Raw genomic sequence first — 19,519 nt, forward strand, 5'->3', positions numbered from 1 at the left:
CGGGTCGTCGCGAAAGGGATAGGAGGTGCAGGAGCGGTAGGAGGTTCTTGAATGGCAAAGCATGGTCGGATGGCAGGGATGGCGGCTGGGTTGATGATCCTCGCGGCGACGGTCGAGGCTGCCGCACAGCCTCGCGTCGAGCGCGTGACCGAGAGGCCTGTCGCGCTGACGCTGTTGCCGGCCACAATGCACGGCCGTTTCGAGCGGAAAGGCGCCGGCTTTGTCCGCCAATGGCCGGGCAGTTATGCCGAGACGGCGTTTTGGGGCTCGGCGGTATCGTTCGACGTGGGGCCGGGCGAGGTGGCACTTCACGTATTCGTCGATGGGCGCAGGATCACCACGCTCGTCAAGCCGGTTCCCGGCCTGTACCGCGTCGCCGGGATGCCCGCCGGCCGCCACGCGTTGCGCATCGAGGTCGCTTCGGAAAGCCAGTCCGGTCCGACCGGCATCGGGCCGTTCTTCGCCGAGCGGGGGACGGTCGGAACGAGGTTGCCGCAGCGCACGCGGCAGATCGAGTTCGTCGGCGATTCGCATACCGTCGGCTATGGTGTGACGTCGCCCAAACGCGAATGTACCCAGGACGAGGTCTGGGCGACGACGGATACGTCGCGCGGCTTTGGTGCGCTCCTCGCCCGCCGCTACGGCGCGGATTACGCGGTCAATGCGATCTCCGGGCGCGGGGTGGTGCGCAACTATGGCGGGTTCGCGGCCGACACGCTGCCAGAAGCCTATCCGTTCACCCTGTTCGATCATCGATCCCGTGCCAACGCGCCCGGCTGGCATCCGCAGGTGATTATCGTCTCGCTCGGCACCAACGATTTCACCACACCGCTTCACGCCGGCGAGACATGGGCGAACCGCGACGCGCTCCATGGCGATTACGAACGACGCTATGTGCGCTTCGTGCAGGCGCTTCACGCGCGCGATCCACGCGCACAGATCGTGCTGTGGGCCACGGACATGGCCAATGGCGAGATCCAGGCGGAGGTGGCCAAGGTCGCCGCGACCTTGCGCAGATCCGGCACGCCGTGGCTCACCTATGTTCCGGTCAACGGCCTTTCCTTCAGCGGGTGCCACTCGCACCCCTCGCTCGCGGATCAGACCGTGATTGCCGACCGGATCGCGGCGGTGATCGACGCGCGCGTCGCGGGATGGGCGCGGCGACCCTGATCGACGGACGGCCGGTTCGTCGGGCCGGCAAACGCAATAGGGCGCGGCGCATTATCCTGCTATCGCAGCGGGATGACGATATCGCATCCTGCCCCCACCGATGCCCGTGTCGAGGAACGCGCCGCGGTCGACGCCGCCACCTTTGCTGCCGAGATCGCGGTGCGCGACGCGCCGATCGTGCTACGCGGTCAGGTCGCGCACTGGGCCAGCGTCCGGGCTGCGGCGGGTGGCGATCGCGCGACGGCGGCGTATCTGACCGGGCTCGGCGATGGCGGCAAGCCGATGGAGGTGCTGATCGGCGGCCCGGCGTTCGGCGGCAAGTTCTTCTATCGCGGCGATAATCTGGAAGGGTTCAACTTTCACCGCGAAAAGGCGCCGCTCGGCGTGTTGCTGAGCGAGTTGCTGCGCCTGTCGGACGTCCCCGAAGCCGAACGCCATATCCTTTATGCGAACGCAGCGACCGCGCCCGAGCATCTCCCGGGATGGGCGGCGGCGAACCCGCTCGACCTGCCGATGGGCGGGGCGACGCCGCGGTTGTGGATCGGCAACGGATCGCAGACCGCGACGCATTATGACGGGTCGACCAATCTGGCCTGCGTGGTCGCGGGCGAGCGGCGGTTCACGCTGTTTCCCCCCGATCAGGTCGGCAATCTCTACCTCGGGCCGCTCGACCGGACGCTGGCGGGGCCGCCTTCGAGCATGGTCGATCCGCTCGCGCCCGATCTGGAGCGGTATCCGCGCTATGCCGAGGCGCTCGGCCACGCGGTGGTGGCCGATCTGGCGCCGGGCGATGCGATCTTCGTCCCTGCGATCTGGTGGCATCACGTCCAGGCGTTCGGGACGCTCAACGTGCTGTGCAACTATTGGCGCGCCTATGATTCGAGTGTGTCGGCGTTCCATGCGGTGGTGCACGCGATGATGGCGGTGCGCGACCTGCCCGCGGCGGAGAAGGCGGGCTGGCGCGCGTGGTTCGAGCATTATGTCTTCGCCGACGAGGCGGCGGCGGCGGGCGATCATCTGCCCGCGCCCGCGCGCGGCGTGCTCGGGCCGGCCAGCCAGGACCGGACCGAGCGGATCCGCGGCTATCTGCTGAAATCGCTCCAGCGCCGCTGAACGTCAGTCGCTGTCGAGATAGGCGGCGACCCAGACGAGCGGCGCGTTCCAGTTGATCGCCACCTCGTTCAGCGCATAGGCGTTGATGTCGTCCGCCCAGCAGCGTTGCGGCGCGCACCGGCCCCTAAGTGTCATGGCGACCGGATCGACCATCGCGCTGTTATTGGGGCCGCCCGAAACCACCCCCGGCGGCGGCGGTGGCGAAGATGCCGACAGCTGATGCGCCCAGAACCGGTGATGCGGGTTGGTCAGCGGCTTCCAGCCGGTCCCCGAGACATAGGATTGGCCCAGCGGATTGCGGCCGAGGATATAATCGGCCGCATCGACGACGCCGGCGCGGTAGCGCGCATCGCCGGTGAAACGCTGTGCTAGGCCAAGCAGCATCGCGCGGTTGAGGATGCTGGAATTCGACCCCCAATTATAGGTCTGCGACGCGTAGGGGATGCGGTAGCCGGTGCGCGTGGTTTCGGCGAGGAATCCGTCGGCGGCAGCGACGATCGCCGCACGCGCACCATCGCGGATCGTCGCGGGCACGCCGCTGGCGGTCGCGAGCGTGATCATGCCGAGTGGTGCGACGCTGGCCCAGCCGGGTTCGCCGGTCGCGCCGGTCGGCAGCGCTGCGCGGTAGGCGGTATCGCCGGTCGTCGCGAACAGCTCGGCTGCAGCCCAGGCGCGTTCGTCGTCGAGCGTCTCGTCGCCATAGCCGCCGCTGCCGGTGAATCCCTGCGCCGCGAAGATCGCGGGGTTGCGCTGCGCTGCGGTCCAGGCGGCGCGCGCGGCGGCAAGGCACCGCGCGGCAAAGGCGGGATCGATCGGCCGCCACAGCCGCGCGGCCTGCGCTGCAACCGCGGCAAGATTGAGCGTTGCCGCGGTCGAGGGCGGGTAGAGGAGCCGCGGTTCCTTGTCGTCGGCGGGTGCGGTCGGCAATGTCGTCCAGCGCGCGTCGGCGACCTTGTGATGCGCCATGCCGCCCGCGTCGACCGGCGTCAGCGCAAGCCTGCCGGAGCGATCATGCGGGCCGACGGGGAGTGCGACGCGGGTGCCCGCGGGGACTTGCATCCGCAGCATCCACTCGACCTCCCACCGCGCCTCGTCGAGCAGGTCGTCGCGGCGGTTGCCGGCTTCTGGCAGCCGCGCCTGACCGTCGGCGAACACGCGACGCGCAAGCCCGGTCTCGTAGAGATTCTGCAGCGTCCACACCGCGATGCCGCCGTTGACGACATATTTGCCGTGGTCGCCCGCGTCGTACCAGCCGCCGGTGACGTCGAGCGTATAGGGGCAGCCGGGCCAGACATTGCCCTTCTCGTCCGCGCCCGAAAAACAGGCGGCGACTTCGCGCGGATGGCCGGCCGCGCGCACCCAGCGCTTGCCCACCCAGCGCGCGTCGATCGGCGTGCCGGCGCGCTGCTGGTAGAAGAAGTTGAGCGCGTTCAGCGCGAGCGGGGCGTAGACGTCGCGGCCGACGCGGAAGCGGCCGCTTTCGGTCCCGTCGACGCGCAGCCGGTAGTTGCCCGGGCGGGTGAGCGCGGTGAAGCGCGCGACATGGACATGATCGCCCGACGCCGCGTCGTCACCGCCGACGCTGGTGCGTCCCGTCAGCACGGTCTTGCCGGCGTCGTCGACCACGACCCAGTCGAGCGGCCGAGTCGCGTGATCGGCGACGATCGCAAGCTTGGGGTCTTCGGGACGGAAGCCGAGCTGGTTGAGGTTGATGACGGCCGCGGCAAGGAAGAGGGCGATGGGCATCAGATTGTCCTGTCCTGGCCCAACCGTGCCAGCGCGTCGGCATGGGGGGGCATGTGCGTCAGCGAGGTGGCGACGACGCGTTCTATCTGAGCGAGCCGCTTTGCCGCGATGGCGATCGGCAGCGCGTCGCAGATTGGGTCATGGCCGGTCACGGGTGCGTCCTGTCCGGTCAGCAGAGCAAGCCAGCTGACCTCGTTGAACAGCTCGTCCGCTTCGCGGAAAATGCGTCCGCCGGCGCGGAACAGCGCGAGCTTTTCGGCGAGGCCATCCGGGATCGGCGCCGCCGCGCGCTCGCGCCAGAAGGGTTCGGGACGGGAATTGAGGTGGTAATGGGCGACAAGGAAGTCGCGGATCCGGACGAACTCGCTGGTCATCGTGCGGTTGTACCGGTCGACGATCGCCGGGGCAGGGGGACCGCCCGCCGGCAGCATCCGCAACAGATGCTGAAGCCCGCTCTGCACCAGATGAATGCTGGTCGATTCCAGTGGCTCCATGAACCCCGCCGCCAGGCCGAGCGCGATGCAGTTGCCGCTCCAGAACCGGGTGCGGTGCCCGGTGGCGAAGCGGATCACGCGCGGGTCGGCCAGTGCCTCACCGTCCAGCCCGGCGAGCAGCGTCGCGGTCGCTTCGTCCTCGCTGGTGTGGCGGCTGGAGAAGACATGCCCGTTGCCGGTGCGATGCTGCAGCGGGATACGCCAGCGCCAGCCGGCGGGTTCCGCGATCGCCCGCGTGAGCGCGAGCGGCGCGGCGTCGGCGGCCGAAGGGACCGCGACCGCACGATCGCACGGCAGCCACTGTGACCAGTCGGTCCAGCCCGCCTGCAGCGCGCCTTCGATCAGCAGCGCGCGAAACCCCGTGCAGTCGAGGAACAGGTCGCCCTCGATACGGCTGCCATCGGCGAGATGGATTGCGGCAATTCCGGCGGGGCCACGCTCGACGCGGTCGACCCGACCCTCGCGGCGGATGACGCCGTGCGCCTCGGCCTGCGCGCGCAGGAACGCGGCGTAGCGGCCTGCGTCGAAATGATAGGCATAGCCGATCCGCGACAGCGGTGAATCACCGTTCGCGATCGGGCGCGAGAAGCGGCCGGCTTCGGCGGCGCGGGCTTCGAGCGAATAGGCGCCGAGCGCGTCGGCAGCACCCGCCTGGCGGGCGCGCAGCCACTGCGCGGCGAACGGCACGCCCGCGATGTCGGTCCCGATCTGGCCGAACGGATGGACGTAGGATTCGCCCGGGCGCGTCCAGCCCTCGAAACGGATCCCGAGCTTGTAACTGCCGCCGGTCGCGCGGAGGAAGGCGTCCTCGTCGATCCCGAGCATCGCGTGAAAGGTTCGGATCGGCGGGATCGTTGCCTCGCCGACGCCGATCGTGGCGATGTCGTCCGATTCCACGAGGGTCACGCGCGTCCCGGCCGGGCCCAGCAGTCGGCCGAACGCGACCGCGGCCATCCAGCCCGCGGTGCCGCCGCCGACGATCACGACCGATCCGAGCGTGCCGGTCAAGCGCGCACCCGCGTCGGGCAAATGCGGGCCAGATAGTCCTCGTGCCGGGGCATTCGCGATGCGGCATCGGCGAACATCGCGCGCAGCCGGTCGAACCGTGCATCGACCTCGCGCGCATCGACCGCATCGGCAAGCCGGTCCCAGCCGTCGGGAACGATGCCCTGGCCCAGCAGCACCGCGACCCAGCTCGCCTCCGCGAATAGATCATCCTCCCAGCGGAACAGCCGTCCGCGGCGACGCCACAAGGCGAGCTTCTCGCTCAGGCTGTCGGGGATCGCCCGCGCACGTGTCTCGCGCCAGAACGGCGAATCATCGCGGCGCGTCGCATGGTAATGGAGGATGAGGAAGTCGCGGACCTGGTCGAACTGAGTCGCTGCCAGCCGATTATAGGTGTCGATTTCGACCGGCGAGAAGCCCTGGTCAGGAAACAGGGCGAGCAGCTTCGAGATGCCCGTCTGGACCATGTGGATGCTGGTCGATTCGAGCGGTTCGGTAAAACCGGACGCAAGGCCGAGCGCGACGACGTTGCCGATCCACTGCTTGCGCCGCCGTCCCGCGGTGAACCGCAGCAGGCGTGGTTCGGCAAGCGGGGTGCCGTCGACCCCGGCGCGCAGCGTCGCCGCGGCCTCGTCGTCGGAACAATGCGCGCTGCTGTAGACATAGCCGTTGCCGGTGCGGTGCTGCAGCGGGATGCGCCATTGCCAGCCGGCCGCGCGCGCGGTCGAGCGGGTATAGGGGGTGATCGCCGGGCCGGCGTTCGCAGTCGGCATCGCGACGGCCCGGTCGCAGGGCAGCCAGGGCGTCCAATCCTCATAGCCCGCGCCCAGCGTCTGCTCGATCAGCAGGCCGCGGAACCCCGAACAGTCGAGGAACAGGTCCCCTTCGATGACGCGGTCGCCGGCCAGCGTGACGTGGCGGACATGGCCGGTCTCGCCGTCGAGCGTGACGTCGACGACATCGCCTTCGACGCGCACGACACCGTCGCGCTCGGCGCGGCGGCGCAAGAAGCGTGCATAAAGCCCCGCATCGAAATGATAGGCGTGCGCCATCTGCGACAGGACCGACGCCGGGTCGGGCGAGGGGGGCATGAACCGTCCCGCGCGCGCGGCGACCGCGCACAGCGAATAGGCTTCGATATCCTCGACGATCCCGGCGGCGCGGCGGCGACGCCAATATTGGTGGAAGCGCACACCCTCGATATCGAAACCGAACCCGCCAAAGGGATGTAGATAGCGCTCGCCAAGCGCACCCCAGTCGACGAACTCGATCCCGAGCTTGAAGCTCCCCGCGGTCGCGGCGAGGAATTCGGCTTCGTCGATTCCCAGCATCGCGTTGAAGCCGCGGATCGGCGGGATCGTCGCTTCGCCGACGCCGACGGTGCCGATCGCGTCGGATTCGACCAGGGTGATGCTCGCCCCGGTCGGGATCAGCCGGGCAAGCGCGGCCGCCGCCATCCAGCCGGCCGTGCCGCCGCCGACGATGACGATGCGGCGGACGGGGGCGCCGATCGTCATGCGCGCGCGCGCAACGCGGCCATCGCCTGCGCATAAGGGGGAAGCGCGCGGACCTGCGCGATGACCCGCGCACGCTGCCCGGCCAGATGCCGCTCGATCGCCGCCAGCGTCACTATGTCCGCGCGCGCATCGTAACGGCGCGGCATGAGGCCCATCGCGTCGAACATCACCGCCCAATCCTCCTCCTCGAACACTTCGTCGTCATACATCGGCAACCGCCCGCGCGCCGCAAACAGATCGTGTTTGGCGGCCAGTGGTCCGGGTAGCGATGCCGTGCGGCGGTCGTCCCACAGCGCGCCGGCGCGACCGGCCACGGCATAATGCGCGATCAGGAAGTCTCGCGCGCCCTGCAGCGCCGCGGCCACGGTGCGGTTGAAGGCGGCGGCTTCGACGGGTGCCTGCGGTCCGGCGGGCCAGAGCTGGATCAACTGCGCGAGCGACCGCAGCAGCAGCGTCAGTGCGGTCGGGTGCAGCGGTTCGAGCAGGCCCGCGGCGGCGCCCAGTGCGACGCAATTGCCGCGCCATGCCTCGACCCGCCGCGCCGCGCGGAACGGCTTGCCGGTGCCCCCGATGCTGCACGTCAGTCGGACATCGGCGCCGTCGAGCGGCCAGGTTGCCGTCCAGCCCGTGTCCTGCGCATCGACCTGCGTATAGGGCGGGGGCGCGCCCTGCGCGGGCACCGTCTCGGCATGCGTCCGGTCGCACGGCAACCAGCCGGACCAGTCCTCGGACGCGGGGCTGGTACGGCTGGCGATGCGCGCGTCGGTTCCCGAACAGTCGAGGACGAGCCAGGGTTGGACTGCGGTACCGTCCGCGAGTGTCAGCCTCTCGACAATGCCGTTCGCTGCGATCTCGGCATCGACGAAGTCCGCGGACGCGCGTTCCGCTCCCGCCCGCATCGCCGCCTTCCGCAGCAGCGCTTCATAGGGCGCGACGGGCAGATGCAGCGCGTGCGCGATCGGCGCCCCGGGCGCGAACCGGCCCGCCTGCGCGGCGATCGCGGACAGCGCATGATCAGCCAGCCGGACCGGGTGCCCCGCCGCGCGCAGTCGTCCGGCGAGCTGGTGAAACGCGATTCCCTCGAGCGGCGCACCGGTCTCGCCATAGGACAGGAACGCCGCTGCGCCGTCGGCCCGCCAGCCACCGAACGCGACGCCCAGCGCATGGCCGCCGCCGGTCATCCGGACCAGCGTCGTCGCATCGAGACCGAGATCGGCATGAAAGCCCGCGAGCGCGGGCGGCACCGCGATCACCGGCGCGAAATCGCCCAGGCCATCGCCGCCGGTGCCGTCGTCGATCACCACCACGCGGTAGGATTCGCGTGGCAAGCGCCGCGCCAGCGCCGCCGCGGCGATCCAGCCGCACAGGTTCGCGCCCAGCACAGCGACCGTAGCTGTCACGCGGCAGCCCCGATCCGTGCAAGATAGTCCACATGCGTCGGCATCCCCTCGGCGGTGCGGCGGCAGGCGTCGGCGACCGCCGCGACACGCGCGCGCGAGTCCGCGACGGGCAGTGCGGCGACGAGGGGGTGGATGCGTTCGGGCATGATTCGCTGGCCATAATAGACCGCAAGCCAGCTTGCGGGCAGGAACATGCCCTCGCGATATTGTTCGACGATGCCGCGATCGCGAAAGGCGGCGATCTTCCCGGCCAGCGAGGGGGGCAGGTCCATCGTCCGCATGTGGCGCCAGAACGGCGTATCGTCACGCTCGGTCGCGCAGTAATGCAGAACGAGGAAGTCGCGGACGCGATCATATTCCAGCGCCATCGCGCGGTTGAATTCCGCGGCATCCGCAGGGTCGAGCACGGCGTCGTTCGGGAACAGCTCGATCAGCTTGCCGATGGCGAGCTGGATCAGGTGGATGCTGGTCGACTCGAGCGGCTCGAGGAATCCGGCGGAAAGACCGATCGCCACGCAATTGTCGATCCACTGGCGGTGCCGACGCCCGGTGCGGAATCGCAGCATCCGCGGCTCGGCCAGCACCTCGCCCTCGAGCGTGTCGAGCAGCACCGCGCGTGCGCGTTCCGGATCAGTGAAGCGGGTCGAGAAGACATGACCGTTCCCGGTGCGATGCTGCAGCGGGATCCGCCATTGCCAGCCGGCGTCGCGCGCGGTGGCGCGGGTATAGGGGACGAGAGGTCCGGCGTTCGCCGTCGGGACCGCCCAGGCCGCGTCGCAGGGCAGCCAGTGCGCCCAATCCTCGTGTCCCGCCCTCAGGGCGCCTTCGATCAGCAAGGCGCGGAACCCCGAACAGTCGACGAACAGATCGCCCTCGATCCGCTGCCCGTCCGCCAGGCGAAGGGCCGCGATACCGCTCGGGCCCCGTTCGACGTGCTCGACGCGACCCTCGATCCGCGTCACGCCGCGGGCTTCGGCATAGTCGCGCAGATACGCGGCATAGAGCCCGGCATCGAACTGATACGCATAGGAATAGGTCGACCCGACCGATCGCGGATCGTCGAGCGGCGGCGTGAACCGCTCGGCACGCGCGGCGACGATCGGGAGCGAGCAGGCGGCGAGCGCGGGCGTCTCATCCGGCTTGCCCCGGGTCGCGTGGAGCCAATGCTGATGGAATGGCAGTCCGTCGATGTCATGGCCGAAATCGCCGAACGGATGGATGTAGCTGTCGCCGATCCGACCCCAATCGCAGAACTCGATGCCCAGCTTGAACGTCGCCTTGGTACGCCGGACGAAATCGGCTTCGTCGATACCCAGTCTTTGATTGAAGAACCGGATGTGTGGCACCGTGGCCTCACCGACACCGACGGTGCCGATCTCCTCGGACTCAACCAGCGTGATATCGGCCAGCCGTGCCGCGGACGGCGTACCGGTCGTGAGACCGAGCGTCGCCGCGGTCATCCAGCCTGCGGTACCGCCACCAACGATAACGATGCGTAGCCGAGCACGTTCGTCCAATTCCACCCCCCGACTATGTTGCAATCATGCAACAAGCCTAGCAATTCACTAAAAAACCGTCCGATTCAGTCTAGGCCGAACTCATCCCTCTCGCTACCAAACATTGTAAGAAAAAAGCGCTTACAAATGATAGCGCTAACACAATGAGGGGATGCCGGGAGTCATGGCCAAGTTCGAGATCACACGCGCCGCGCGTCGCGGGAACCTCCTCAAAGGTGGTGCCTCCTTGCTTGCGCTGTGCCTGGCCGCCGCGCCAAACGGCGCTCTGGCTCAGCAAGCCGATGCCGCCGCCGGCCAGACCACGCTGACGCCGAACGCGGCCGGGCGTACCGCATCTTCTGATCGCACTGCGGCGACGGTGGCCGGGGCGCCCCAGGCGGGCGCGGCACAGCCCTCCGCCAACGGGCAGGTGCCCTCGGGCGATGCCGAGGTGACGCAGGCCGAGCAGTCGACCGCAACGCCGCAGGACGAAGCCGCCGATCAGGACATCGTCGTCACCGGCATCCGCCAGAGCCTGAAGAGTGCGCAGGCGATCAAGCGCAATTCCGAAGTCGTGGGCGATTCGATCTCGTCCGAAGACATCGGCGCACTGCCCGATCGTTCGGTCACCGAAGCGCTGCAGCGCGTGCCTGGCGTGTCGATCAGCCGCTTCTCGGCCGGTGCCGATCCCGATCACTTCGCGACCGAAGGGTCGGGCGTCACCGTCCGCGGCCTCAGCTACACGCGCTCCGAGATCAACGGCCGCGATTCGTTCAGCGCGAACAACGGCCGCGGCCTGTCCTTCGCCGACGTGCCCGCCGAACTGCTTGGCGGCGTCGACGTGTTCAAGAGCCCGTCCGCCGACATGATCGAAGGCGGCATCGGCGGCTCGGTCAATCTGCGCACGCGCCTGCCGTTCGATTCCACCGGACTGGTGCTGGGTGGGACGCTCGAGAACAACTACGGCGATTTCGTCAAGAAGTCGGCACCGACGGTCTCGGTGCTCGGCAGCAACCGCTGGGAAACCGGCATCGGCGACTTCGGGGTCCTCGCCAGCTTCGTGCGCTCGCAGGTCCGCAGCCGCGCCGACAGCGTCCAGATCTCGAACTGGGGCGAGCGCGTGATCGGCGCCGACGGGTCGCTGTTGCAGCCGGTCGACGCGACCACCGGCGTGGTCAACACCGGCCGCACCGTCTACGTGCCCCGCGGCGCGGCGATCCGCAGCCAGGAATTCAACCGCACGCGCTACGGCTATTCGGCCGCCGGCCAGTGGCGCAGCCCCGACAAGTCGATGACCGCGACCGCGCAGTTCCTGCGGACCGACTCGCGCGAGGCGTGGACCGAGAATTCGATCGAGGTCGCGACCGACAACGTGCTGGCGGCAGGCGACACGCAGCCCTTCCCCGGCACCAGCTTTGCCTATGACGACGATAACGTCTTCACCAGCGGGATCATCACCGGCCCGAACGGCTATCGCGCCGATCAGGATCCGGCGAACGGCGGCGACCAGCGCACGCCGAGCAACGGCCTGCAGAGCAACAACATCTCGCGCGGCAACCAGTCGCGCTTCCGCACCAACGACGCCAGCTTCAACCTGAAGTGGCAGGCGACGAACCGGCTCGGCATCAACCTGGACTACCAGCATGTCTGGTCGCAGGTGAAGGTCACCGACCTGACGGTCTGGGGCACGACCTTCCAGAATGCCGATATCCGGCTCGACGGGACCAACCCGGCCTATGTGAACTTCATCCCCGTGACGAACACGCCGAACAATTACCAGAACGCCGCGCACCCGAGCTATCTCGACGCCTATAACAACTTCTACCGTTCGGCGATGGACCATATCGAGGACAGCGAAGGCAACGAGGATGCTGCGCGCATCGACCTCGATTATTCCTTCCCGGAGGATAGCTGGCTGACCTCGGTCCGCGTCGGCTATCGCTTCGCCGATCGCCAGAATGAAGCGCGTTCGACCGGCTATAACTGGGGCGTGCTCAGCGAGATCTGGGGCGGCGGCAACAACCAGGACAATGCAGCGGCGCCGACCGGCCCAGGTGGCCCGGTCTGGTTCGATCGCCCGATCGATGGCAATCCCGTCACGCGTAATACGGGCAATCTCGGCCCGCAGCAGGCCTTCCTCTACGACAACTTCTTCCGCGGCAAGGCGAACGATTCGTCGAACGGCGGGCGCGTGTTCGTGCCAGGGTCGTTCCTCCAGGATTATGGCGCGGCGACGCAGGCGATCAGCCAGATCGCGCAGGAATGGCGCAACTTCACGAGCAACCTGTCGGGTGCCAATGGCTGGGTGCCGCTGGCAAGCCGTGCCGGTGTCGTCGCCGGGACGCCGTTCCTGCCCGGTGAGATCAACCCGGTCAGCGAGCGCAACAACGCGGTCTATGCGATGGCGCGATTTGGCAACGACCTGTCGAACGGCTGGAACCTGAGCGGCAATATCGGTGTGCGGTACACCAAGACGGATCGCGTCTCGTCGGGCTTCTTCGCCTTCCCGCAACAGTCGTTCAGCTGCGTCGCGCCGACCAACGGGCAGCCGGTCTCGCGGTTCTGCGCGTTGCCCCAAGCCGTACGCGACGCCGCGGCGGCGTTCCAGAACGGCAGCACGACGCCCAACGACGCCAAGCTGAGCTACGACTATTTCCTGCCGAGCTTCAACGTGAAGCTGGCGATGGGCGGCGGTCTTCAATTCCGCGCGGCGTTCACCAAGAGCGTCGCTCCGCCGGATTTCGGGCTGACCCGGTCCTATTACAACATCAATCTGAACACGAGCGACCAGACGATCCTGTTCAATGGTGCGCCGGTCGCGACCTTCCAGGTCGGCAACCCGTTTCTGAAGCCGGTCCGTGCGGACAATTACGATGTGACCGCGGAATGGTATTTCTCGAATGTCGGCCAGCTCACGCTGTCGCTGTTCAAGAAGGACCTGTACGGCGTGCAGACCAACAGCCTGCAGCGTCAGAGCTTCACCAACAACGGCGCGACATTCGACGGGATCATCACGACCCCGCTGAACTCGACCGAGACGGGTCGCGTAAAGGGGTTCGAGGTCGGCTATCAGCAGACCTATGATTTCCTGCCGGGGTTCCTGAGCGGGTTCGGTCTCGCGGCCAATTTCACCTACGTGAAATCGTCGGGCGTGTCGCAGCAGAATCTCGACTCCGACGATCCCAACGTCACAGCGGGGATCATCTCCAACGTCGACACCAGCGGGCTGCCGTTGCAGGGGCTGTCGAAATACCAGTTCAACTTCGCGCCCTTCTATCAGCGTAACGGGCTGGAGGTACGCGCCGCGTATAACTGGCGGTCCAAGAACCTGCTGACGATCCGCGACGTGATCGTGCCGAACTCGCCGGTCTACGCGGAGAAATACGGGCAGCTCGACGCCTCGATCTTCTACGCGGTGACGCCAGCGATCAAGATGGGGTTCCAGGGCGTCAACCTGACCAACTCGATCACGCGCACGTCATATGTGATCAACGATGATCTGCTGACGCGGCCGCGCAACTGGTTCATCGCGGATCGCCGCTTCACCTTCTCGATCCGCGCATCGTTCAGATAAGCGCGAAAGGGTCGGGCGGTTCGGCCGACGCTCCCGATTTTCTTCCCGTTCTCCCCCCTGGGCGCCGCGCGACAATCGCGGCGCCCTTTTTTGTCTGGGCGTCAGGTGCGGGGCGGGGCGGCAGCAAGCGCGGCGGCGATCGCTGTGTACATCGGTTTGGGCTTGAACGCGGCGTCATAGGGGCAGGGGCGGCGGCGGGCCTTGTCCTTGCGCGGCTCGAACCCCTCGATCCAGCTATAGCGGTCGGTCATTCCCCACAGCAGCACGTCGCGAAGCTGCGGATAGGCGAGCATCACGTCGAGATAGCCGCGCGTGAAATCGGCCACCGCCTGGTCGCGGACCGTGAAGTCGGCAGGGAGTGCGTTGTCGCGGACGTCGAGCTCGGTGATCACCAGGCCATAGCCCATCGCGGTGACCGCATCGAGGAAGCGACGCCACTCGCCCTCGAGCCCTGCGATCGTCGCGCGCGCGTCGATCCCCTGGGTGACGAGGTGAGACTGTACGCCCAGCGCATCGACCGGCACGCCGCGCGCCTTGAACCCTTCGAGCAGCTTGAGCACGCCGGCGCGGTGCGTGGCGTTGCCGTGTTCCCAGCTCATATAGTCGTTATAGACCAGCTGCGCGTGCGGCGCGACGCGGCGCGCGGTGTGGAAGGCGAGGTCCAGCGTTGCCTCGGGGCTGCCCAGCGCGCGCGACAAAGCGGTCTGGTACAGGCTCGCATCCTTGGGATCGACCGCCTCGTTGACCACGTCATAGCTGCGGATCCGCGTGCCATAGCGGCGGCATACCGTGGTGATATGATCGACCAGCAGATGTTCGGCGGCGCGCGCGGGGGTCGCGCCGAAATCATGCGCTTCTTCCCAGCGCGGCATCCATTTGGGCTGATGCCACAGCAGATTATGCCCGCGCACCGGCAGTGCGTTGGCGTCCGCCCATGCCATCATCGCATCGAAGCGGGCAAAGTCGAAGGCGGTCGCGCTCGGCCGCAACGCCTGCCACTTCATCTCGTTTTCGGCCACGAGCAGACCACAGTCGCGCTTGAGCAGGTTGGCGTAGGCTGGGTTCGCGAACGAGCCGCGATCGGCACCCGGGGCACCCCATGCGAAACTCGATCCCACCCGCATCCCCTTGGCCGCGGCGATGCCGTGCAGGCCGGTCGGCGCGGGTGCGGCCGTCCCACGGGCGCCGGCCGATACGGCAAGACCCGTCAGCATCGCCAGCCCGGTGCGTCGCGTAATTTCCACAGCACATCCTCTCTTTTATGATAGCGCTAACGCTGGCGGTTTCTCCGCAACAGGTCAATCCCGAAGCCTCTGGTTTGATACGCAAACTGGATGGCCGAAGACGCAACGGTTCGGTGGCAAGCGGGCCCTGGACGTGTCTATGCAACGGGGGAAGGCGGGCCCGGTTCAATCAGCCGTTCTGCAACGACCCGCATCGCCTCAACATCCCGGCCGCAATAGAGGCGCAGGGCGGCATCGAGTTCGGCGCGGCGCTCTGGCGTAGATGCGACGTCGACCGCTTCGCGATACGCCGCGACCGCGTCGCCGCCGTCCCGTACGGCCAGCGTGGCATAATCAAGATGCGGTGCGATCGTCGGCAGGACCGCCTTGATCGACCAGCTTCCGCGCTGGTCCCGGTGGTACCAATGGTCGCGGGTGACGGGCAGCAGGTCGACGATGCGCGCGGCGAGATTGTCGAGCACGGCGGCGAGATCGGGGTAGGCACGCGCGAGGCGCAGCACGACGTCGCGTTCGAAACAGGCGTGCCAGGCAATGACCGCGCCGGTCCGTGGCAGTGCGGCAAGCGCCTCGGCACAGGCGCGACGCGGATCATCGCCGCTCAGATCGAGAAACTCGCGCCGTACGATGCCGTGGTCAGCGGCTTCGACATCCGCGACGAATTGAAACGGCCTTTGCTCATAGGGCGAGCAGCCGGGCCAGACCGGCACCGCGTCGCTGACGGTTTCGAAGTCCAGCCAGATGCGCGGATACGACCAGCCGGCCATCGCCTGCGCAGCGCCCGCGGGATCATGCTCGACCTGCCCAGTCATCGTGGCGCGGTGGACGCGGCGGTCGGTGTCGGAGCGCAGATCCTCGACTGGGACGAGCGTCAGGTCGTCGATGCCGCGGCGCAGGAACGCTTTGCCTGCGCCGCGCGGCAGGATCGTCACGGGCCAGTACGGACCTGCGGGCAAGTTTTCATGGCAGTGGTCGACGAAGGCGCAAGCGTACGGCGCGTGGCAGTGATCGCCGACGATCGCCGCAGGTTCGCTTTGTGTAAGCAAGGCCTTGGCCGCACCGATGCGCGCGCCTTGTGTCGCCACGATCGGCGCAACCACCGCGGTCACGTCGGTATCGACGAACAGCCCGCCGCGGTCCCCCGAGCGGTCCAGTGTGAAGTCCCGATTGAGGTGGCGGACGTGAACCGATGTGATGCGGAGGCCGTTGGCGGCGGCGACCCAGGCCTGAGTCGCGAGTGCGGCGAGATGGTCCGGCTTTGCCTTGGTCGAACCGCGAACGGCAATGATGCGCCAGCCGTCGCCATCCGGTTCGAGGATATCGACGATCGCCTGAACGCCGTCGTGCAGGAACTGCGCGCCCGCGATGGTCTGGCGCGTCGCAATCGCTGCGCCGGTCGCTGCTGACGCTGCCGATCGACCGGAGGCGGGGTCGATCATGACCATGTCAGGCATTTGCCGCCGCGCCTCGGCAGCAATCACATGCGCGGTCGCCCGACGATCGGCGGCATCGTCCGCCAGGCCTGCGCTGTCGGGCCGAAACGTCATTAGCCACAATTGCCGCGGGCACCGCTCGAACGCGGCGAGGCGCGATGGCGAGAGCGTGTCAGGCGGCAAAATCACACCCCTCCATCGACCATCCGTCCCAGCGCATCACGAGGTCCCGCGCGTCGCGCGACGTTGCGGGATCGACCGCGACCGCGTCGATCCGTTCGGCCTGGCGTTCGATCAGGCCGAGCCATTTGGCGCGGACCGGCTCGACGTCCGCCGGGAGCATGTAGCGATGCCATAATCGCGCGACGCGTCGTTCGATGAAAAGGCGCTCGAGCACGTCGCGCGTGCGGTCCAACGGCAGTCCCGCATGGCTGCGCCGCAATTCGCCGACGATATGCGACGGATAGATCTCGCGGCGGGTCTTGAGCAAATCGAGAATGGCCCGTTCGATCATCGTCTCGTCGATCGCCGTGGTGGTCGGCATGAAACCTCCGTCAAAGGGTGCGGTCACCGCGCGAGCGCGATCAATTGGGCAAGACCGTTGGTGCCGGTCTTGGCGACGATGGCGGCGCGGTGATCTTCGACCGTCTTGGGGCTGAGCCCGAGGATGTCGGCAACGGCCTTGTTGCTATGTCCCTGCACGAGCAGGTCGAACACCTGACGTTCGCGCGCCGACAGGGCTGCGGTTCGTGCGCGGATGCTGCGTTGGCGCCGGGACCATGCGACCCCCTCGTCGACCGCGCTGAGGAGGCGTGTCTCGTCGAGCGGCTTTTCCAGATAATCGAGGCCGCCATAGCGCCGCACCGAATCCACGGCATTCGCGGTTGTCGGCCACGCGGTCATGAAGACGATCGCAACCGCGGGGTCGATCATCCGCACGCGGTCGGCAAAGCCGAAGCCGTCGAGGTCGCCCATCATGATGTCGGTGACGATGCACAGCGCCGGTGCTTCAGCGTAGACCGACAGCAGCATGACCGGGTCGAGAAAGGGTTCGGCGGCATGACCGTGACGGCAGAGCAGTCGTGCGACGGCCGCGCCGAGGTCATGGTCGTCATCGACGACATAGACGGCGGCACGATCCGGCTGATTGGCGGGGAGTGTCATGGCTCGGCTCCGGGGCGCGGGAGGGATAGCGTCGCGCAGATGGTGCCGTCGGCGTGCGTGACACGCTCCACCGTGCCGCCATGGGCTTCGACGATCGCCCGCGCCACGAGCGCCCCGACGCCCATGCCGGGGCGTGCTTCCCGCCGATCGGGGCAGCGGTTCACGACCATGACCACGACCCGGTCATCGTTCTGATGGGCGGAGAGTGCGACACGACCGTCGCACGCCTGCACCGCATTGCGGACCAGATTGACCACCGCCTGCGCGAGCTCGATCTCCTGGCCGAAGACGACCAGGTCGGGATCGATCGGCGACACCTCCACCACGACCCGCGCCGCCCTGGCTTCGGCACGGGTCAATGCCGTGACGGTCTCGACCAGCGCGGACAGGGGCAGGGCGCTCGGTTCGTCGACCGATCGACCGCCGAAACGACGCAGCCGGCGGACCAGCGTGGACAGCGCCGCCGCCTTGCGGTCGATCAGCGCGGCGGTCTGGGCGATGTCCGGATCGGCGGCGACGGTGATCTCGTGCAGGTGCTTGGCCTCGATCGCCAGCGTCGAAAGCGGCTGGCTGATCTCGTGGATCACCGCCACCGACATCGCGCGCAGCGTCTTCAGCCGTTCCGCCTGGAACAGCATGCGGTCGCGGCGCGACAGGTCGCTCTGCGCCCGCGCCTGCGCATCGGCAAAGCTGCCCGCGAGGTAGCCTACGACGACGATCGATGCGAGGCTCATGTGCAAGGCGAGCCGTTCCGCGACGGGCAGGTCGGTCGCGGTAAAGGGAAGGACGATCGCCGCCACGATCACGATCGCGCACCAGCCTGCGGTGCGGCCGAAACGCAAACCGATCCAGGCGACCGCGAGCAGCGCCGGGGCGGCGGGGACGCCCAGCCCGATCTCGGCCAGCAGCGTGCTCGCGGCGATCGCTGCGCCGAGGACGAGGGCCGCTTCGGCCAGTCCGGCAAGCTGGCGGAGCGTCGGGCGGTGCAGTGCCCGGGGCCGGTCCTGCCCCGCATGGACCACCCAGAGCAAGGGCGGGGCGATCAGCAACACGCCGAGCAGGTCGCCGACGACAAAGCCCGTCAGCGATGCCACCGTCTGACGAAGGCCCGAGACGCCCGTTAATTCGGGACTGAACAAGGTCCAGGGCAGCGCCGCCATGGTCGCCGCGACCGGCGCGGTGACTGCGGCGAGGCCGAGCGGCATCGGCGCGACGCCGAGGCTCGATTGCGACCGCGCCGCGACGTGGCGGACCAGCCAGACGACGATGCCATAGGTCAGCGCGGGCCGGGCGACGCCGTTTGCCGCGGTCAGCCAGCCGGCCTGGCCCGGAACGATGATGCCGGCGATCGTCTGCACGATCAGTTCCGTCGCCATCACCGCTAGCGTCAGCCGCGGGCCACGGCTCCACAGCAGCGCCAGCCTGACGCCAGCGGCGGGATAGAGCAGCGAGTAGAAGCCCTGACCGCCCCATCCTGCCGCGGCCTGGTGCGCGGCCGCAAACGCTGCTGCATAGCCGATGAGCCAGGGAAGGTCGGCCAATCGTGGCACTGTTTTGCCGGCTACGGCACCGATCGAGAGGCGGGGCGGAGAGGGAGGCAGCGGCATTGAGGGCTGCCTAGCCGCATCCGGCGCCGATAGGCCATCGGGGAAATTCCCGGGTTTTCGGCGCGGCGGCGATGGCCATGATGATCGTGAGCCAGCCCCGGGAATGTATCGATGCCAGCCCATAGTGTCTCGCGATCGCGGAATCGTCACCGCGTAACGGGCGCAGCCGTACGATGACGGAAGGACCTGATCCGATTCACGAGGTGCGCGAGCTCTGGTACCAGGAGGATGGCAGCGTCATCGTCTACAGCCATCAGGTCGTGCCGCGGCGGTGGTGGAACCGCCTGACGCGGCCGATCGGCGTGCTGCTGATCGTGCTCGCCGTCGCGTGGCCCGCATTGCTGCTATCTCATGGATGGACATGGCTGGGTCTGGCGTTTGCCATTGGCGACGTGTGCGTCGTGCTCGTCGGCCGCGATCTGATCCTGTGGGGGGCCAGGCGCTGGAGCGATCCGTAGGCAACCGCGCTTAGACGCGGAATCGGAAGGTCTGCGCAGCAGGGCGGGTGCCCTGACGGGCTTGTCGCTCGCCAGGGCACATCATGGAATGGCCGGCTCTG

Annotated in this window: 14 protein-coding genes; 4 read left to right on the top strand and 10 right to left on the bottom strand. The window is 68.0% G+C overall.

The genetic code is table 11. The features are described 5' to 3' along the window. The first annotated feature begins 51 nt into the window (after positions 1-51). Both NEF64_RS04510 and NEF64_RS04515 read left to right on the top strand, forming a co-directional pair. Complete coding sequence (locus tag NEF64_RS04510) at positions 52-1,170, top strand: SGNH/GDSL hydrolase family protein (protein WP_235516422.1); 1,119 nt, start codon at positions 52-54, stop codon at positions 1,168-1,170. A 72-nt stretch (positions 1,171-1,242) separates the two neighbouring features. Continuing rightward, positions 1,243-2,283, top strand: coding sequence for a cupin-like domain-containing protein (locus NEF64_RS04515; RefSeq protein WP_056407343.1), 1,041 nt, complete (start codon positions 1,243-1,245; stop codon positions 2,281-2,283). Between the two features lie 3 nt (positions 2,284-2,286). Here NEF64_RS04515 and NEF64_RS04520 read toward each other — a convergent pair whose 3' ends face one another. From NEF64_RS04520 to NEF64_RS04540, 5 genes are read right to left on the bottom strand one after another with little or no spacing between them, the layout of a single operon-like run. Next, complete coding sequence (locus NEF64_RS04520; RefSeq protein WP_056407345.1) at positions 2,287-4,029, bottom strand: glycoside hydrolase family 9 protein; 1,743 nt, start codon at positions 4,027-4,029, stop codon at positions 2,287-2,289. After that, entirely contained in the window at positions 4,029-5,531 is a 1,503-nt protein-coding gene (locus tag NEF64_RS04525) for a tryptophan halogenase family protein (protein WP_082446953.1), read from the bottom strand. Before NEF64_RS04525 ends, NEF64_RS04520 begins: the two co-directional genes overlap by 1 nt. After that, entirely contained in the window at positions 5,528-7,045 is a 1,518-nt protein-coding gene (locus NEF64_RS04530) for a tryptophan halogenase family protein (protein WP_056407347.1), read from the bottom strand. Before NEF64_RS04530 ends, NEF64_RS04525 begins: the two co-directional genes overlap by 4 nt. Further along, positions 7,042-8,445 (bottom strand): tryptophan 7-halogenase, encoded by a 1,404-nt coding sequence (locus tag NEF64_RS04535; protein ID WP_082446935.1) that lies wholly within the window; start codon positions 8,443-8,445, stop codon positions 7,042-7,044. The genes NEF64_RS04530 and NEF64_RS04535 overlap by 4 nt, the downstream gene beginning before the upstream one ends. Next, positions 8,442-9,968 (bottom strand): tryptophan halogenase family protein, encoded by a 1,527-nt coding sequence (locus NEF64_RS04540; protein ID WP_414711873.1) that lies wholly within the window; start codon positions 9,966-9,968, stop codon positions 8,442-8,444. Before NEF64_RS04540 ends, NEF64_RS04535 begins: the two co-directional genes overlap by 4 nt. 157 nt (positions 9,969-10,125) lie before the next feature. Between NEF64_RS04540 and NEF64_RS04545 the strand changes: the two genes are divergently transcribed. Then, positions 10,126-13,515 carry a TonB-dependent receptor gene (locus NEF64_RS04545; protein ID WP_056407353.1) on the top strand — a complete coding sequence of 1,130 codons (3,390 nt, stop codon included), beginning with the start codon at positions 10,126-10,128 and terminating at the stop codon, positions 13,513-13,515. A gap of 101 nt (positions 13,516-13,616) precedes the next feature. On the opposite strand, the gene NEF64_RS04550 is transcribed toward NEF64_RS04545, so the two are convergent. The 5 genes from NEF64_RS04550 to NEF64_RS04570 all read right to left on the bottom strand — a co-directional run bounded on the left by NEF64_RS04550 (position 13,617) and on the right by NEF64_RS04570 (position 18,903). Further along, a complete protein-coding gene (locus NEF64_RS04550; RefSeq protein WP_031393584.1) occupies positions 13,617-14,759 on the bottom strand; it encodes an endo-1,4-beta-xylanase in 1,143 nt (380 codons plus the stop codon). A gap of 137 nt (positions 14,760-14,896) precedes the next feature. Beyond that, positions 14,897-16,303 carry a DUF2779 domain-containing protein gene (locus NEF64_RS04555; RefSeq protein ID WP_252574657.1) on the bottom strand — a complete coding sequence of 469 codons (1,407 nt, stop codon included), beginning with the start codon at positions 16,301-16,303 and terminating at the stop codon, positions 14,897-14,899. A gap of 58 nt (positions 16,304-16,361) precedes the next feature. Next, a complete protein-coding gene (locus tag NEF64_RS04560) occupies positions 16,362-16,733 on the bottom strand; it encodes a hypothetical protein (RefSeq protein WP_051916297.1) in 372 nt (123 codons plus the stop codon). 23 nt (positions 16,734-16,756) lie between these two features. Further along, positions 16,757-17,353 carry a response regulator transcription factor gene (locus NEF64_RS04565; protein WP_031393582.1) on the bottom strand — a complete coding sequence of 199 codons (597 nt, stop codon included), beginning with the start codon at positions 17,351-17,353 and terminating at the stop codon, positions 16,757-16,759. Beyond that, complete coding sequence (locus NEF64_RS04570) at positions 17,350-18,903, bottom strand: ATP-binding protein (RefSeq protein WP_166746192.1); 1,554 nt, start codon at positions 18,901-18,903, stop codon at positions 17,350-17,352. The genes NEF64_RS04565 and NEF64_RS04570 overlap by 4 nt, the downstream gene beginning before the upstream one ends. Before the next feature lie 230 nt (positions 18,904-19,133). Between NEF64_RS04570 and NEF64_RS04575 the strand changes: the two genes are divergently transcribed. Then, positions 19,134-19,418, top strand: a complete 285-nt coding sequence (locus NEF64_RS04575; protein ID WP_031395767.1) for a hypothetical protein — start codon at positions 19,134-19,136, stop codon at positions 19,416-19,418. Positions 19,419-19,519 lie beyond the last annotated feature (101 nt).

It is taken from the genome of Sphingomonas aerolata (assembly GCF_023935825.1).
GTDB classification, from domain to species: Bacteria; Pseudomonadota; Alphaproteobacteria; order Sphingomonadales; family Sphingomonadaceae; genus Sphingomonas; species Sphingomonas aerolata.

What these genes read in the sequence shown, in the direction of transcription:
- NEF64_RS04510 (WP_235516422.1), top strand. Translation starts at nt 52, where the DNA reads ATGGCAAAGCATGGTCGGATGGCAGGGATGGCGGCTGGGTTGATGATC.
- NEF64_RS04515 (WP_056407343.1), top strand. Translation starts at nt 1,243, where the DNA reads ATGACGATATCGCATCCTGCCCCCACCGATGCCCGTGTCGAGGAACGC.
- NEF64_RS04520 (WP_056407345.1), bottom strand. Translation starts at nt 4,029, where the DNA reads ATGCCCATCGCCCTCTTCCTTGCCGCGGCCGTCATCAACCTCAACCAG.
- NEF64_RS04530 (WP_056407347.1), bottom strand. Translation starts at nt 7,045, where the DNA reads ATGACGATCGGCGCCCCCGTCCGCCGCATCGTCATCGTCGGCGGCGGC.
- NEF64_RS04545 (WP_056407353.1), top strand. Translation starts at nt 10,126, where the DNA reads ATGGCCAAGTTCGAGATCACACGCGCCGCGCGTCGCGGGAACCTCCTC.
- NEF64_RS04555 (WP_252574657.1), bottom strand. Translation starts at nt 16,303, where the DNA reads ATGACGTTTCGGCCCGACAGCGCAGGCCTGGCGGACGATGCCGCCGAT.
- NEF64_RS04560 (WP_051916297.1), bottom strand. Translation starts at nt 16,733, where the DNA reads ATGCCGACCACCACGGCGATCGACGAGACGATGATCGAACGGGCCATT.
- NEF64_RS04565 (WP_031393582.1), bottom strand. Translation starts at nt 17,353, where the DNA reads ATGACACTCCCCGCCAATCAGCCGGATCGTGCCGCCGTCTATGTCGTC.
- NEF64_RS04575 (WP_031395767.1), top strand. Translation starts at nt 19,134, where the DNA reads ATGACGGAAGGACCTGATCCGATTCACGAGGTGCGCGAGCTCTGGTAC.